Source organism: Roseovarius marisflavi (genome assembly GCF_900142625.1).
Taxonomy (GTDB): Bacteria; Pseudomonadota; Alphaproteobacteria; order Rhodobacterales; family Rhodobacteraceae; genus Roseovarius; species Roseovarius marisflavi.
The window spans coordinates 106,470-122,867 of record NZ_FRBN01000009.1; the positions used below are offsets into that span (position 1 = coordinate 106,470).

At 62.8% G+C, this 16,398-nt stretch carries 14 protein-coding genes; 7 read left to right on the forward strand and 7 right to left on the reverse strand.

The features are described from left to right. Nucleotides 1-15: 15 nt before the first annotated feature. The 4 genes from BUB78_RS10125 to BUB78_RS10140 form a co-directional block, all read right to left on the reverse strand. Complete coding sequence (locus tag BUB78_RS10125) at nt 16-1,653, reverse strand: DUF4139 domain-containing protein (protein WP_073197801.1); 1,638 nt, start codon at nt 1,651-1,653, stop codon at nt 16-18. Nucleotides 1,654-1,858: 205 nt separating this feature from the next. Beyond that, nucleotides 1,859-2,881, reverse strand: coding sequence for an aspartate-semialdehyde dehydrogenase (locus BUB78_RS10130; protein ID WP_073197725.1), 1,023 nt, complete (start codon nt 2,879-2,881; stop codon nt 1,859-1,861). Nucleotides 2,882-2,955: 74 nt separating this feature from the next. Beyond that, complete coding sequence (locus BUB78_RS10135) at nt 2,956-4,128, reverse strand: MFS transporter (RefSeq protein ID WP_073197804.1); 1,173 nt, start codon at nt 4,126-4,128, stop codon at nt 2,956-2,958. Nucleotides 4,129-4,153: 25 nt separating this feature from the next. Next, nucleotides 4,154-5,083 (reverse strand): histone deacetylase family protein, encoded by a 930-nt coding sequence (locus BUB78_RS10140; RefSeq protein ID WP_073197728.1) that lies wholly within the window; start codon nt 5,081-5,083, stop codon nt 4,154-4,156. 96 nt (nt 5,084-5,179) lie between these two features. Here BUB78_RS10140 and BUB78_RS10145 point away from each other — a divergent pair, with 96 nt between their 5' ends. From BUB78_RS10145 to rlmH, 3 genes are all read left to right on the forward strand, one after another. Continuing rightward, complete coding sequence (locus tag BUB78_RS10145) at nt 5,180-6,505, forward strand: mechanosensitive ion channel family protein (protein WP_073197730.1); 1,326 nt, start codon at nt 5,180-5,182, stop codon at nt 6,503-6,505. Between the two features lie 183 nt (nt 6,506-6,688). Continuing rightward, complete coding sequence (rsfS, locus tag BUB78_RS10150; RefSeq protein ID WP_073197806.1) at nt 6,689-7,066, forward strand: ribosome silencing factor; 378 nt, start codon at nt 6,689-6,691, stop codon at nt 7,064-7,066. Then, entirely contained in the window at nt 7,067-7,537 is a 471-nt protein-coding gene (gene rlmH / locus BUB78_RS10155) for a 23S rRNA (pseudouridine(1915)-N(3))-methyltransferase RlmH (protein ID WP_073197732.1), read from the forward strand. Nucleotides 7,538-7,558: 21 nt separating this feature from the next. On the opposite strand, the gene BUB78_RS10160 is transcribed toward rlmH, so the two are convergent. The 3 genes from BUB78_RS10160 to BUB78_RS10170 all read right to left on the reverse strand — a co-directional run bounded on the left by BUB78_RS10160 (nt 7,559) and on the right by BUB78_RS10170 (nt 9,623). After that, on the reverse strand, nt 7,559-8,365 hold the full coding sequence (locus tag BUB78_RS10160) for a mechanosensitive ion channel family protein (RefSeq protein ID WP_073197734.1): 807 nt from the start codon (nt 8,363-8,365) through the stop codon (nt 7,559-7,561). Nucleotides 8,366-8,470: 105 nt separating this feature from the next. After that, entirely contained in the window at nt 8,471-8,884 is a 414-nt protein-coding gene (mscL, locus tag BUB78_RS10165) for a large conductance mechanosensitive channel protein MscL (protein WP_073197737.1), read from the reverse strand. Between the two features lie 151 nt (nt 8,885-9,035). Continuing rightward, complete coding sequence (locus BUB78_RS10170; protein ID WP_073197808.1) at nt 9,036-9,623, reverse strand: DUF1285 domain-containing protein; 588 nt, start codon at nt 9,621-9,623, stop codon at nt 9,036-9,038. A 69-nt stretch (nt 9,624-9,692) separates the two neighbouring features. Here BUB78_RS10170 and BUB78_RS10175 point away from each other — a divergent pair, with 69 nt between their 5' ends. From BUB78_RS10175 to BUB78_RS10190, 4 genes are read left to right on the forward strand one after another with little or no spacing between them, the layout of a single operon-like run. Beyond that, nucleotides 9,693-10,700, forward strand: a complete 1,008-nt coding sequence (locus tag BUB78_RS10175) for an AAA family ATPase (protein ID WP_073197739.1) — start codon at nt 9,693-9,695, stop codon at nt 10,698-10,700. 1 nt (nt 10,701) lies between these two features. Beyond that, the gene (locus tag BUB78_RS10180) at nt 10,702-11,583 is read left to right on the forward strand and encodes a DUF58 domain-containing protein (protein WP_073197742.1); all 882 of its coding nucleotides are present in this window, start codon (nt 10,702-10,704) and stop codon (nt 11,581-11,583) included. Next, complete coding sequence (locus BUB78_RS10185; RefSeq protein ID WP_073197744.1) at nt 11,580-14,339, forward strand: DUF4159 domain-containing protein; 2,760 nt, start codon at nt 11,580-11,582, stop codon at nt 14,337-14,339. The genes BUB78_RS10180 and BUB78_RS10185 overlap by 4 nt, the downstream gene beginning before the upstream one ends. Next, on the forward strand, nt 14,336-16,390 hold the full coding sequence (locus BUB78_RS10190; protein WP_073197746.1) for a hypothetical protein: 2,055 nt from the start codon (nt 14,336-14,338) through the stop codon (nt 16,388-16,390). Before BUB78_RS10185 ends, BUB78_RS10190 begins: the two co-directional genes overlap by 4 nt. Nucleotides 16,391-16,398: the final 8 nt, after the last annotated feature.

Sequence of the window (16,398 nt, forward strand, 5' to 3'; positions counted from 1 at the left end):
CCGCGTAGAGATATCTTAGCGCAAAACCTGGCCGTCGGGCCATTCAAGTGCGTAGGTGAGGGTGATTTCCTGCGTCTGTCCGGCCGACAGGTCAAATTCCCAGGCCAGAATTCCACGTTGGCCCTCGACGTCACGTTCGCTCGGCTGGGGATTGGCCGACCAGGTAATTTCCAAATCCTCCTGATCCGATTGCGGAACACGATCCAAGAGGCGCAGCGGCCAGGCCGTATCGGTCAGGTTCTCAACGGTGATTTCAAAGGTCTCGCTCATTTCGTTGGATTTGGAAATGATGCCGCGATCTCCCTCGTTGCGCTCGCGCACAAGCCGCGTCAGGCGCAAGCCCTCGATCGCCCCGAAGGACAGATCGACCTTGCCCCCCGCCGGAACAAGATCAATCCAGCGTTGCCCGACATAGCGGCCATCCAGATAGAATCGCGCCTCTGACGTCGGCAGGATCAATTCACCCGTATCATTGGTCAGCCGCGCTATGACAAAGGCGGTCTGATCCACCATCGGCACGGCCTGCGCCACTACATCGGCGCTGGTGGTGAGCGTGCCAAGCGACAGGCGCACGCGATCCGCGCCGGTGCTGACCGAAACCGGCGCGGGGTAGGTATAGGTGACTGACAGCCCGTCAAATTGTGCATCCGCCTCGATGCGCGCCGGGGCGGGCGCATCCATCATCGGTTCGGCCATCGACATCAGGGCACCCTCGGCGCTTTCAAGCTGGCGCGATTTGGGGCGAACTTCGTTCGGGTCCTCGATGCGCGGAATCCAGGGCCATATCTGGCCGGGTTCGGTCTGGGCCGAGGGGCGAAGCGTGGACAGGGTAAGCGCCACATCGCGCCAGTTCTCGCCGGTGTCCTGACGCACGAAGGCGCCGCGTTCCAGCCGCACATCGCCCGTGTCCCGCGCAAGGTGGATATCATAAAGCGGCTGCCATCCGGCATCGCTGATCGTGTAGGTGACGGTCAAGGAGCCGCTGGCGGGCTGATCCGAGGCGACCGCGACGGCAAGCATTGCGCGCGCTTTATCTTCGGGGACAAGGGCGGCAAGGGCCTGTTTTGCGTCCTCAAGCGCCTTGATCCGGTCCTTGAGGGCGCGCTCGGCGGTGTCGGCGCGGCGGGTGGCCTCGGCGGCGGCCAATTCTGCGGCGAGGGTTTCGGTGCCGATCATCGCCGACAGATCGCGCAGGGCATCAACGCCAAGTGCTGCCACGCCATCGCCCCGGCCAATCTCGGCGAGAAAGGCGATCCGGGCGCGGGCGGCATCCGCCTCAAGCGCGATATCCTCGACTTCGGCGCGGGCCGCGCGCAGCGCATCCTCCAACCGCTCGACCTCGGCGCGGGCCGCAATCAGCGCGGGCGATTCGGTGGTGTCGCGCGGCGGAACATAATCGTTGCGGGTGGTGACCCCGCCCATTTGCGCGCCCGTGACAGCGACCCGGACCGCGGCCAGCGGTGTGTTTTGCGGCAGATCGGCAAGGATCAGGTCATGCTGGCCTTCGGGGATGGAAAACGGCACCTGCCGGATGACGGTCGCCCCCTGCGGGTAAAGCGTAACGGCGCTGACCCGGCTGCTAAGGGCGATCTCTTCGGCATGTAGCGCCGGGGCGAAAAGGACAAACGGAAGGACAAAGGACAGCGCGCGCATGGGGATCACTCCTGAAAACATGAGGCGATCATCCCGCTGGCGCGGCGCAAGTGCAAGCACGGGCTGACCATTCGCGCGGATTTACGCCTTGTTTTCCAGGATACCCCTTCATTCAAGCCATCGCGCGCCGTGCATCGAACATGCAAACGGGCGCACCCGAAGATGCGCCCGATGATGTTGGGATAGAGGGGTTTCGAAACGGCGATTAGCCCTTTTTCAGCACCCGTTGGCCCAGAGTTTCGGCAATCTGCACCGCGTTCAGCGCCGCGCCCTTGCGCAGGTTATCACTCACGCACCACAGGTTGATGCCGTTATCAATCGTCGGATCCTGACGGATGCGGCTGATGAAGGTGGCGAAATCGCCGACGCATTCGATTGGCGTGACATAGCCACCGTCTTCGCGCTTGTCGATCACCATGATGCCCGGTGCCTCGCGCAGGATATCGCGGGCCTCGGCCTCGTCGAGGTGATCCTCGAACTCGATGTTGATTGCCTCGGAATGGCCGACAAACACCGGCACGCGCACACAGGTGGCGGTCACCTTGATCGAGGGATCGACGATCTTCTTCGTCTCGGCGACCATTTTCCATTCTTCTTTGGTCTGGCCGTCCTCAAGGAAGACATCGATATGCGGAATCACGTTGAACGCGATCTGCTTGGTGAATTTACGCGGCGGTTTGCTGTCGGTCGGATTGTAGATCGACTTGGTCTGATCCCACAGCTCATCAATGCCCTCTTTGCCCGACCCTGAAACCGACTGATAGGTCGAGACAACGACACGCTTGATACGCGCGCGGTCATGCAGCGGCTTGAGCGCCACGACCATCTGTGCTGTCGAACAGTTGGGGTTGGCGATGATGTTCTTCTTGGCATAGCCCAGAACCGCCTCGGGGTTCACTTCGGGCACCACCAGCGGCACGTCCGGATCATAGCGATAAAGCGACGAGTTATCGATCACCACACAGCCGGATTTCGCCGCCTTGGGCGCATAGATCTTGGTCGCGTCCGAGCCGATGGCGAACAGAGCGATATCCCAACCGGTGAAATCAAAGGTGTCCAGATCCCTGGTCTTCAAAGTTCGGTCGCCAAAGCTGATTTCGGTACCGAGAGACTTGCGGCTGGCAAGGGCCACGATCTCATCAACAGGAAACTGGCGCTCGGCCAGAATGTTCAGCATTTCGCGGCCCACATTGCCCGTGGCACCGACGACGGCGATTTTGTAACCCATTTTGATCAATCTCCAGGTTCGGGGGTTGCCGGGGGGTCTTATCGCGTCTGTGCAGAAGGTAAAAGGGGGCGGATTCAGTCCATACTGTCGCGGCTGAAGAGGTAGATCGCCAAACCTGCCAGCAAGGCAACCGCGAACAGCAGGAAAATCGCGGTATAGCCCGCAAGCGCGCCACTGGCCGAGGCTGCGCTGTGCAAGGGACCAGAGGCGAATTGCGCCACGCCCACGCCGCCGATACCAAACAGGTTCAAAAGGGTCACACCGCGACCCGCAAGATGGGGCGGGAAAAACGCCCGCCCATGCGCGATGATCACCGGGAAGGAGGCGCCGAAAAAGCCGACGACCGCCAGCATTGCAATCGACAGGGCCAGGTTTTGATCGGGCAGCGCAACCATCACCAAAAGCGCAAGCGCGCTGATCGCGTTGCCGGCAAAGATCACCCACTTGCGGGTGTTGAAAATGCGATCAAGCGGGCCATAACACAGCGTTCCGGCGATCATCGCCACGCCCATCACAAGCGTCGCCTGCCCAACCTGCCCGGTATCAAGCGCAAACACATCGCGCAGATAGGGCCCTGCCCAAAGCCCGCGCAACGCGGCAGAGGGCACATAGGCCACGAACATCAGCGGCAGAATCACCCACAGCACCGGCATCTTCAACAGATCAAGAACCGAGCCACGCGTATCGCCGGTCAGCGCCTCGGGGTCGCGCACCAGTGCCAGGATACCAAGCGCCACAACGCCCGACACACCCGCCAATGCAAACAACGCCGCGCGCCAGCCAAGCGTTTCGGCGGCCCAGGCCATCGGATAAGAGGCGACCAGATTGCCAAGCGATCCGACCCCAAGCATCACCGCCGCAAGGGTCGCGAATTGTGCAGGCGGAAACTGGCGCGCGAATATATAGTAAGACGCCATCAGGACCGGCGAACAGCCAACTCCGATCAACAACATCGCAATGTCAATCTGAAGCGGGCTGGTGGCCATGGCAAACAGGGCCGCGCCACCTGCGCCGCCGATCAGCAAGAGCACTGCTGCCGTGCGCCTTGGCCCGACCCGGTCAAGCGCCCAGCCTACGGGCACCTGCATCACCGCGAATGCCAGGAACCAAAGACCCGAGGCAAAGGCAAGATCATCCGGCGTGGTGCCAATATCGCGCTCAAGAACGCCGCTCAGGACCGCAAGAAAGGCACGAAAGAACTGGCTTAGCACATAGGCCAGACACAACAGAGCAAGACCGGCGCGCATGGGCGTCATCCTAAAAAGGGAAAAATCAGGCCGCGCCGCGCGCGATCAGCACATCAACATGCGCCGCCGCACTCTGGGCAAGCGCCATAAGGTCATAGCCCCCCTCAAGACAGGACACGACCCGCCCGCCACACAGATCGTCCGCCAGATCGCAAAGCCGCCCTGTGACCCAGGCAAAATCATCTTCGGTCAGGCGCAGATCGGCAAGCGGGTCGTCGCGATGCGCGTCAAACCCGGCTGAGATCAGCAACAGCTCCGGCTTAAAGGCGGTGACGGCGGGAAAGACCTTGTCTTCGTATATCTTGCGAAAGCCCTCGCCGCCGGTGCCCGGCGCAAGCGGCAGGTTCAGGATGGTGTCGTGCGGACCGGTATCATCGGCGGTGCCAGTGCCTGGCCAGAGCGGAAACTGGTGCGACGAGACGAAAAACGCGCGCGCGTCATCCTCAAGCAGGTCTTGCGTGCCATTGCCGTGATGCACATCGAAATCGACAATCGCCACGCGCGACAATCCGTGATGATCCAGCGCATGTTTCGCCGCCACGGCGACATTGCCGAACAGACAGAACCCCATGGTGGTTTCGCGCTCGGCATGGTGCCCCGGCGGGCGGGTGGCGACAAAGGCATTCTGCGCCTCGCCCGACATCACAAGGTCAACTGCGCGTACCGCACCGCCCGCCGCACGATGCGCCGCGGCAAGCGTGCCCGGCGACATGTAGGTATCGGCATCAAGCTGTATGATCCCCTCTTTGGGGGCTGCGGCACGGATGGTCTCGATATGACTGTGGGGATGAACGCGCAACAGGTCGTCCTCGGCCACCAATGGGGCAATGACGCGGCGCAAATCCTTGCCTTCGAGCGCGGCCAGAACATGTTCGAGCCGGGCAATCTGTTCGGGGTGGCCTTCAGGCGTTTCATGGCCAAGGCAATCGGGATGGGTAATCAGGGCTGTGGTCATCGCGGGTCTCCGTTTCGGCGTAAAAAGAGCCTGAATTGCGGGGCTTGTCCAGTGCAGGCTTGTGAGGCGGCGCGGCGCGTGCCAATCTGTTAGGCAATGGGCGGCGATACAATAACCATCACACATGAGATTGCGCTTGGCCTCTGGGCACAGGCGCAGCTTTTCCTGACCGGGCTTTTGCGCCCCTGGAACGCCTATCAGGTAGGGATAGCGGTATCGCTCTTCATTGCCGCGCATGTCATGGCACAGGTTTTCGGCCCGATGGCGCGCGAATGGATGCGCCACCGCGAAGGCTGGCCGAAGTGGCGGATGCGCATCCTTGTGATGCTGCACCGGCGCTTACGGCTTATCTTTTTCGTGGCGATGATCTGGCCTCTGGTCTGGGTCATGCGCGAGGTCACCTGGCCCAGCCGGTCCTATATCCTGGCCGCAGTTGGCAATCTGGCCTTTGCCTGGCTTGTGATCGCGATTGCCACCCGGTTGATTGCCAATAATTTCTTGCGCTCGATGGTGCGCTATGCGGGTTGGACATGGGTCACGCTCAGCATCCTGAACCTCACCGACGAGGCGCAGGCCATTCTCGACAGTGCCGCCTTTGAGGTTGGCGAAACGCGGCTGTCGCTCTGGCTTTTGGTGCAGGCGGTGATAGTGATCGGCGTCCTGTTCACCATGGCGCGCTTTACCTCGACCGCCACCGCCGCGCAGGTGCGCAAGAATGACGATATTTCGCCCTCGATGCAGGTGCTTGTCGTCAAGTTCATGCAGGTTCTGCTTTATGGCGCCGCGTTCTTTATCGGGCTGCGCACCGTGGGGGTGGATCTGACCGGGCTTGCCGTGCTTTCGGGTGCCATCGGTGTTGGCCTTGGCTTTGGTCTTCAAAAGGTGGTGTCGAACCTTGTCTCGGGGATCATCATCCTGCTCGACAAGTCGATCAAACCCGGTGATGTCATCAGCCTTGGCGAGACCTTCGGCTGGATCAACAGCCTTGGCGCGCGCTATGTGTCGATCACAACGCGCGACGGGCGCGAATACCTGATCCCGAATGAGGACCTGATCACCGGGCAGGTGGTGAACTGGTCGCATTCCAATGATTTCGTGCGGCTCGATATCTATTTTGGCACGGCCTATAGCGATGACCCCCACAAGGTGCGCAAGATCGCGATCGAGGCGGCAAATGGTGTCGAGCGCGTTCTGAGCAGCAAGCCGGCGGTCTGTCATATCGTGGGGTTCGGCGACAGCAGCGTCGATTACATCCTCCGATTCTGGATTCGCGACCCGACCGGCGGGCTTACGAATATCCGCGGCAATGTCTATCTGGCGCTCTGGGATGCGTTCCAGGAACATGGTATTTCCATCCCCTTCCCACAGCGCGAGGTGCGAATGTTGGGCGATACCGGCGTGGAATTGCCACAGGACGGGTAAATTTGCAGCAGTTTGCCCCGCGCACAGCACTCTGGGGGTTGCCGTTCATTGAAAAATCATCTTTGGATTGCTACTTTGTAACCATAGCCCGGCACCGGGGTTTTGCGGTGTGCAGCAAAGGAGGACTATGTCCTGTCTTTTACGACCTATGCGGCCGAGGCCGCTCAACAGGGGGCGCTTGCCATGGTGCCTGCCATGACCGCGGACAGCGAAACGCAGCTTGCGGCGATTCTTTCCTCACTTTCCGACGACAAGGCCGAAGATATCGTGCAGATCGACCTGCGCGGCAAAACGGCGATTGGCGACTACATGATCGTTTGCTCGGGGCGTTCGTCCCGTCAGGTGGCGGCAATTGCCGAAAAGCTGACGGATCGCCTTAAGCAGGATTTCGGCATTCTGTCGCGGATGGAGGGCAAGGGAACCGGCGATTGGGTGCTGATCGACACAGGTGATGTGATCGTTCACGTGTTCCGCCCCGAAGTGCGTGAATTCTATCAGCTTGAGAAGATGTGGCTGCCCACCGGACAAACCCCGGAGCAGACGGCAGACTCTCAGGTCTGAATGCGGATTCATGTTTGCGCGGTGGGCCGGTTGCGGACCGGCCCGGAACGCGCGCTTATCGACGATTACCTGACCCGGTTTGATCGCACGGGCCGCGCCCTTGGACTTGGCCCTGCGCAATTGCACGAGGTCGAGGATAAAAAGGGCGGCGGCATGGCTGCCGAGGCCGCCCTTCTGGAACGGGTCATCCCCAAAGCATCGGTAATTGTGGCGCTTGACGAGCGCGGCAAATTGCAGAGTTCGCCCGAGTTTGCCGACCAGCTTGGCGCGTGGCGCGACGGCGGGCGGGGCGACGTCGCCTTTGTGATCGGCGGTGCCGATGGCATTGCCCCCGAGTTGCGCGGGCGCGCCGATTTCAAGCTATCGTTCGGGCGTATGGTCTGGCCGCACATGCTGGCGCGGGTGATGCTGTGCGAACAGCTATACCGCGCGGCATCCATTCTGGCGGGCAGCCCCTATCACAGGGCCTGAGACTGCCCGGCAAGCGTTTGATTAACCCGCTTTTTGAACTTCGACCTGATGCGGATAGGGGATCGAGACGCCGTTCTTGTCGAAGGCCTCTTTCACCGACTTGGTCATATCGAATTTCAAACCCCAATAATCCGCCGCATCACACCAAAGACGCACCCCAAGATCGACACTGCTGTCGCCAAGGTTCACCACCCGCACCCAGGGCTCGGGGTCGGCATGAACGCGAGGATCGGCATTTGCCAGATCAAGAATGATCCGCATCGCGTGATCGGCATCGTCGCCGTAATCAATCCCGAAACTCAGATCGCAGCGCCGCGTCGCGTGATGCGAGAAATTGCGGATAACCGCGCCCCAGGCCTGACCATTGGGCAGGATGATCTGCACGTTATCAGGCGTCGAAAGCTCGGTGAAGAACAGGTTTAGATCAACCACCGTGCCGGATGTGCCGCCGATTTCAACGTATTGGCCCAACTTGTAGGGCCGAAACAGCACCAGCATGAACCCCGCCGCAAGATCGGACAAAGTGCCCTGCAACGCCAGACCAATGGCCAGCGTCGCCGCGCCCATGACCGCCACAAGGCTGGTGGCCTGAATGCCAAAGATGCCAAGAACCGCGACCAGAACCATCGCCAGAATGACCCATTTCACGATCGAGGCGGCGAAATTGCCGATGGTCTTGTCGATGCGCGGGCTGGCGTTAACGCGGCGGCGCACCATGCCGCTTATAATGCCGGCCGCCATCCAGCCGAAAACCAGAACCGCGAGGGCCTTGGCCGCGCTGATGATCATCGGGCCGTACCCGCTTAACTGTGCGATGATGTCTTGCATTGCTGCATTTCCTTTCTGGTCTTGGTCGCGCGCGGCCCGCTGGCCTTACGCCGGACGTGAAAAAGGGCCCGCTGGATCGCGGACCCTTTCGCCATAAGCCGTGGCTTACTTCTTCTTCAGAGAATCGCGGATTTCCATCAGGATGTCCAGTTCGGACGGGCCCGGATCGGCGGCAGGCGCTTCCTCGACCTTGGGCTTGGCGCGGTTCACGGCCTTGACCAGCATGAACACAACCCATGCGACGATCAAGAAGTTGATCACGGCCATGATAAAGCGACCATAGGCAAAGACGGCGGCGCCGGCTTCTTCTGCGGCAGCGATTGAGACGTATTCACCCGTGCCCAAAAGCACGTACAGCCCCGAGAAATCGACCCCGCCCAGGAACAGGCTGATGATCGGGTTGATAAGATCGGACACGAGCGAGCCGACAATCGCAGTAAAGGCCGCGCCGATGATAATACCGACCGCCATATCCATCACATTGCCCTTGGCAATGAAATCCTTGAACTCTTGAAGCATGTTCGTCCCTTTTTACACTGTCTGACGGCGGATCATCCTGCCCGCTCGCGCAGAAACAATAGCACAAGTTGGGCAAAGACGTGCCTGAAAATGCCGCTTTCTACCGGGAAAGCGTGGCGTGATTTCCCCCCGGAATGCGGTCGGTGCAGGCCTAGTCGCGCGGCAATTCATCCGACGGGATCACGCCAAAGAATGCGCCGCTCGACCAGAGACCGAACCAGCCCTCGTGATCCGTGCCGATATCGACCAGCCGGTAAAAGCTTTTGCGATCAATCAAAGCCTCAAGGTTGGCGCGCAAAAGAACATAGGGCGACGGCTCGCCTGTTTCGGGGTCACGGGTGACGCGAATGGGGTGATCGGGGCCTGCGGTCACATGATCACCGACGTTGGTTTCAAAGCGTAACTCTTGCGTCTCGCCCGCGCCCGCGACCTCGAAATCAACCGCCACAAACGGCGCGTCATCGACGGTAATGCCGACCTTTTCCACCGGGGTGACAAGGAAATACTTGTCGCCATCGCGCCGCAGGATGGTGGAAAACAGCCGCACCAATTCGGGCCGCCCGATCGGGGTGCCAAGGTAAAACCACGTCCCATCGCGGGCGATTCGCATATCAAGGTCACCACAAAACGGCGGGTTCCACAGATGTACCGGCGGAAGACCGCGCCCTTTGGCCCTGGCGGCACTGGCAGAGGCGGCAATTCCTTCGGCTGACGGCGACGTGATGGATTCTTTGCTCATTGCTTTTGCCATTTCTGTCTAGCGCTATACACTCTACCGTAAGGATATAGTCCAAACAGGAGTTTTGCCATGACCGATGACACTGACCTTCTTGCTGGTCTTGAGGCGCTTGAAGGCAAGCTTGCACAGGCGCGGGCCTCGATCACGCGACGCTTTATCGGTCAGGAACAGGTGGTTGATCTGGCTCTCTCGGCGCTTTTGTGCGGCGGGCACGGCTTGTTGATCGGTCTGCCGGGGCTTGGCAAGACGCGGCTTGTGGAAACCCTTGGCACGGTCATGGGCCTCAATACCAACCGGGTTCAGTTCACCCCGGACCTGATGCCCGCCGACATCCTCGGCAGCGAAGTGCTTGAAACCGCCAGTGACGGAAGCCGGGCGTTCAAGTTCATCGAAGGGCCGATTTTTTGCCAGCTTTTGATGGCCGACGAGATCAACCGCGCCAGCCCGCGCACCCAATCCGCCCTGTTGCAGGCAATGCAGGAACGCCAGGTGACCGTCGCAGGGGCCAACCGCCCGCTTGAGCCGCCGTTTCACGTGCTCGCCACGCAGAACCCGATTGAACAGGAGGGCACCTATCCTCTCCCCGAGGCCCAGCTTGACCGCTTTCTGGTCCAGATCGAGGTGCCCTATCCCGACCGCGACACCGAGCGCGCGATTTTGCTCGCCACCACCGGCGCCGCCGAGGAAGAGGCGCATGCCGTCTTTACCCCCGCCGACCTGATTGCCGCCCAGCAGATGCTGCGCCGCATGCCCGTCGGCGAGACGGTGATGGAGGCTATTCTTGATCTTGTGCGCGCCTGTCGACCGGATGATCCAAGCGCCAGCGATGTGGTGCGCGAGACCGTTGCCTGGGGTCCGGGGCCGCGTGCCGCGCAGGCGCTTATGCTGACGGTTCGCGCACGCGCGATGCTGCAAGGGCGGCTTGCGCCGGATGCGGGCGATGTGGCCGCGATGGCACAGCCGGTGCTTGGGCACCGCATGGCGCTTAACTTTGCGGCGCGGGCCCGGGGCGATAGCCTTAGCGCGCTGATTGCGCGCACGGTTGAGGATGTGGCGCAGGTCAAGGTCGCCGCCTGAGATGAACACCCCCGTCACCCCCCTGCGCCCTAGGGCCGAATCTGAGGCCGCCCGCCTGCCGCCGCTTTTGGCGCGGGCCGAGCATCTTGCCGGCACGGTTTTGCTGGGCGAGCATGGCCGACGCCGTGCCGGTCAGGGGGATGATTTCTGGCAATACCGCCCGGTTCAGCCCGGCGACAGCCGCCGCATGATCGACTGGCGTCGCTCGGGGCGCAGTGACGCGCAATTCGTGCGCCAGAGGGAATGGCAGATCGCGCAAAGCGTGATGCTCTGGGTCGATCCGGCGGCCTCGATGCGCTTTGCCAGCGACAGCGGCCTGCCCGACAAGGCCGATCGCGCCCGGCTTTTGGCGCTTGCCAGCGCGATCCTGCTTATTCGGGGCGGTGAACGGGTCGGCCTGACCGGGGGAGCCCTGCCGCCCCGACGTGGGCAGGTCCAGATCGCGCGCCTGACCGAGGCGCTGATGCAAGACAGCGACGAGGATTACGCCAGCCCCGACATGGCCGGGCTGTTGCCGCATGGCCGCGCCGTTCTGGTCTCTGACTTCATGGGCGATCTGACCGGCCTGCGCGGGGCTTTGACAGCGGCGGCGGATCGCGGCGTGCGCGGCGTGCTTTATCAGGTGCTCGACCCCGCAGAAGAGGTCTTTCCCTATTCCGGGCGCACGATATTCGAAAGCATCGGCGGCACCATGGCGCATGAAACCCTCAAGGCGGGCGACCTGCGCGACCGCTATCTTGAACGCCTCGCCGAGCGTAAGGCGGAACTGGCGTCGCTGTGCTCTGTGACCGGCTGGCGCTATGGCTGTCATCACACCAGCGGCAGCGCGCAATCGGCTCTGTTATGGCTCTATCGCGCGCTTGACGGGGGGATTGGCGCATGATGCTTGGCCCTATCGGATTTGCCGCGCCTTGGTTGCTGCTGGCGCTCGCCGCCCTGCCGATTCTCTGGATCATCCTGCGCGCCGTGCCGCCCGCCCCCGTGCGGCGGCGGTTTCCGGGTGTCGCGCTTATGCTGGGCCTCAAGGACGAAGACAGCGTCACCGACCGTACGCCCTGGTGGCTATTGCTGTTGCGGATGCTGGCGGTGGCGGCGGTGATCATCGGGCTGGCGGGGCCAGTTCTGAACCCGCGCGACGAGGGCGAGGCGCGCGCCACCGACCCGCTTTTGATCCTGCTCGACAACAGCTGGGCCAGTGCCCGCGACTGGAACGCGCAGATCGCCGTGATCGACGGGCTTTTGGCCGAGGCCGGGCGCGCCGGGCGCCCCGCCGCGGTGATGCAGCTGAGCGATCCAGAGCCGCCGCTGTTTCAAGCCGCCGAAAGCTGGCGCAGCCGCCTGCCCGGCCTTGCGCCCGCGCCGTGGTCGGCCACGCCAGAGATGTTGGACGAGGCCGCCGGAATGCTGGGCGATACGGCGATTGAAACCCGCTGGTTTTCTGATGGTTTGGTCCATGAGGGCCGCGACGCCCTTCTTGCCGCGCTGGAGGCGCGCGGGCCTGTCACCGCCCATGAAAGCCCACGACCGATTTTGGCGCTCAAGCCCGCAACGCTGGCCGATGGGCTGGTAAACCTTGAGGCGCTGCGCGCGCAGTCGGGACCGACACGAGAGATTACCGTCAACGCCCATGGCCTTGATCCCGCAGGCGTGCCGCGCGTTCTGGCCAGCCTGCCGATGACCTTTGGCGAGGGCGAGACCGGCGCGCAGGGCGCGCTGTCGCTGCCGCCCGAATTGCGCGCCCGCCTGACCCGGTTCGAGATCGCCGGACAGGCCCATGCCGGGGCGGTCACGCTTGGCGATGACGGGCTCAAGCGGCGCGAGGTGGCGATGATCGCCGGACGGGACGACCGCGAGGGGCTAGAGCTTTTGTCGCCGCTGCATTACCTCGAACAGGCGCTGATCCCCACCGCCGATCTTCTGGATGGCGCGCTGATGGATGTGCTGCCGGCCAATCCCGATGTGATCATCCTCGCGGATGTGGCAACGCTTTCAGGGGCCGAACAGGCCGCGCTTCTCGACTGGACGGCGCAAGGCGGGCTTTTGCTGCGCTTTGCCGGGCCGCGCCTTGCCGCGAGCGATGTGTCGCGCAACGAAGAGGCTCCGTTGATGCCGGTGCGTCTGCGCGCGGGCGGGCGCACGGTGGGCGGCGCGATGAGTTGGGGCGAGCCCAAGGCGCTTGCGCTCTTCGCCGAGGACACGCCGTTTTACGGTCTCTCGATTCCCGCCGATGTCAGCGTCAGCGCCCAAGTCATGGCCCAACCCGACCCGGTGCTCGCCGAGCGCGTGATTGCGCAGTTGAGCGATGGTACGCCGCTTGTCACCCGCAAGCGGATCGGCTCGGGGCAGGTGGTGCTGTTTCACGTCACCGCCAATGCCGAATGGTCAAGCCTGCCGTTGTCGGGCCTGTTCGTGCAGATGCTGGAAAGGCTTGCGGTCTCTTCCTCTGTTGCGCCCCCCGATGCGGCGGAATTGGAGGGCACCACATGGCAGCCGGTCGCCGTGCTTGACGGGTTCGGCGCGCTTAACGATGCGGGCACCCTGCCCGGTGTGGCGGGCGAGCGTATCCTTGCCGCACCGCTTGGCCCCGACCTTGCCCCCGGCATTTATGACGGACCGGACCGGCGGATTGCCCGCAATGTCATCTCGGCCGAGACCCCGCTTGCCCCCGTGGCATGGCCCCCGCGTATCCCGGTCGAGGGCTTGGCCCGCGCGCCGGAACTCCCTTTGGGCGGTTGGCTATTGGCGGCCTCGCTGATCTTGCTTATCGCCGATATCGCAGCCTCGCTTGCCCTTTCCGGGCGGCTCTGGCCGGTGCGCGCGACGGCGACGCTCTTGCTTGCGCTCAGCCTTGTCAGCGCGCCGCAGGGCGGACGGGCGCAGGACGATAGTCGCGCCATTCTTGCCACATCCGAAGTGGTGCTCGCGCATGTGATCACCGGAAATGCGGCGCTTGATGATGCGGCGCGCGCGGGGCTTGTCGGGCTTGGCCGGGTGCTTAATTTCCGCACCTCAATCGAGCCTGCGGCCCCGATCAGCGTTAACCTTGAAACCGATGACCTTGCGTTTTATCCGATCCTCTATTGGCCGATCACCCCGGATCAGCCGGCCCCCTCGGCCGAGGCCTATGTCAAACTCAACGATTACCTGCGTAATGGCGGGCTTATCGTGTTTGACACCCGCGATGCCAATGTGGCCGGATTCGGCGCCTCTTCGCCCAATGGTGCGCGGCTTCAACGGCTGGCCGCGCCACTTGACATTCCGCCGCTCGAACCGGTGCCTGATGACCACGTGCTTACCCGCGCCTTTTACCTGTTGACCGATTTTCCGGGTCGGTACGCGGGCCGCCCGGTTTGGGTTGAGGCGGCCCCACCCGATGCCGAACGCATTGAGGGCATGCCGTTTCGCAACCTCAACGACGGGGTGACGCCGGTGGTGATCGGCGGCAACGACTGGGCCTCGGCATGGGCGGCGAATGATCGCGGTGATCCGCTTTTCCCGGTGGGACGTGGCTATGCCGGTGAGCGTCAGCGCGAGCTGGCCTATCGGTTTGGGGTGAACCTTTTGATGCATGTGCTGACCGGCAATTACAAATCCGATCAGGTGCATGTACCCGCTTTGCTTGATAGGTTGGGCCAATGACCGCGAGCCTGATTTTTGATCCGCTTTTGCCCGTGATGTTGGTCGCGGTGCTTGCTGCCCTTTTGGCAGCCGGGCTTGCGCTTGCCCTTTGGCGCGGGCTGTCGGGCTGGGCGTTTCGCGCGCTTGCGGGGCTGGTTATTCTGGGCGCTCTGCTGGGACCGGTCTATCAGCAAGAGGATCGCGCGCCGCTGTCGGATATCGTGATGATCGTCGAGGATGAAAGCGCCAGCCAGGAATTGGCGGATCGCGCCGCGATGACCGCTTCGGCGGCGGATACGCTGGCCGCCCGGCTAGAGGCGCGCGCCAACACCGAGGTGCGCCGCATCCGCGTGCCCGATGCGCCCGACAATGGCGGCACCCAGATGATGACCGAACTGGCCCAGGCCATGGCCGAAGAGCCGCAGGGCAGGATTGCCGGCGTTGTTCTTTTGTCGGATGGGCGGCTGCATGATGTTGATCGCGCGCCGCCGCTGCCAGCGCCGCTACACCTGCTGCATACCGGTCGCGCGGGTGATTGGGACCGGCGGTTAAGGATCGAAAACGCCCCCGCCTTTGCCATTCTGGGCGAAGAGGTACGCATGACCCTGAACATCACCGATGAAGGGGCCAGCCCGCCGGGCGTGACAAGCGTGCCGATCGATATCTCGGTCGACGGAGCAGAGCCGCGCCGCTTTGAGGTGGCCCTTGGCGAAACGATTGACCTGCCGCTGACCCTGCCGCATGGCGGGCGCAACGTGTTGAAGTTCACCACCCCCGCCGCGCCGGGCGAACTTACCGATCGCAACAACACAGCGCTCATTCAGATCAACGGCGTGCGCGATCGCCTGAGCGTGCTTTTGGTCTCGGGCCAGCCGCATCCCGGCACGCGCACATGGCGCAATCTTCTGAAATCCGACAGCTCGGTCGACCTTGTGCATTTCACCATCCTGCGCCCGCCGGAAAAACAGGACGGCGTGCCGGTGCGGGAACTGTCGCTTATCGCCTTTCCAACGCGCGAGCTTTTCCTGGAAAAGGTTGATGATTTTGACCTGATCATCTTTGACCGCTATCGGCGGCGCGGCATTCTGCCGTCGATCTATCTCGATAATATCCGCCAATATGTGGAAAATGGCGGCGCGGTTCTGTTTGCGGCGGGGCCGGATTTTGCCGGGGCCGAAAGCCTCTATCGCGGACCGTTCGAGGACATCGTGCCCGCCCGCCCCACCGCGCGGGTGGTCGAAGAGGGATATCGCCCCAAGGTGACCGATCTTGGGCAGCGCCATCCGGTCACCGCCGGATTACAGGGTGAGGGCGAAGAGACGGGCGATTGGGGCCGCTGGATGCGCCAGATCGAGGTGGTTCAGACCTCGGGCGATGTGGTCATGTCGGGCGCGAGGGATCGACCGCTTTTGCTGCTTGACCGTGTCGGCGAAGGGCGTGTGGCACTTTTGGCCTCTGATCACGCCTGGCTTTGGGGTCGTGGGTTCGAGGGCGGCGGACCGCAGCTTGAGCTTCTGCGCCGTCTGGCGCATTGGATGATGAAGGAACCCGAGCTTGAGGAAGAGGCGCTCTGGGCCGAGGCAACAGGCCAGCAGATGCGGGTGATCCGCCGCTCGCTTGACGACAGTATCGGCGCGCTGAGCATCACCACCCCCTCGGGCGAGGTGATTGAACGCGAGATGACAGAAGTGTCACCGGGCCGGTTCGAGCTTGTCTATGACGGGCCTGAGATTGGCCTTTACCGATTGGAGAACGACGACCAGAACGCGGTGATCGGCCTTGGCCCGGCCGCGCCTGTGGAATTTGAACAGACCATCGCCAGCGCCGAGGCCCTGCAACCGCTGATCAGCGCCACCAATGGCGGGGTGCGCGCCCTTGCCGACGGCGTGCCCGGTATTCGCGAGGTACGCGCGGGTCGCCCTGCCGCCGGACGCGGCTGGATCGGGATCACGCCGCGCGGGGCCTATGAAACCCGCAGCGTGAGCCAGATGCCGCTTTTGCCGGCATGGCTTGTGTTGCTTTTGGTATCGGGATTGATCCTGTCGGGATGGCTGCGCGAGGGACGGCGTTGAGGGGGCCG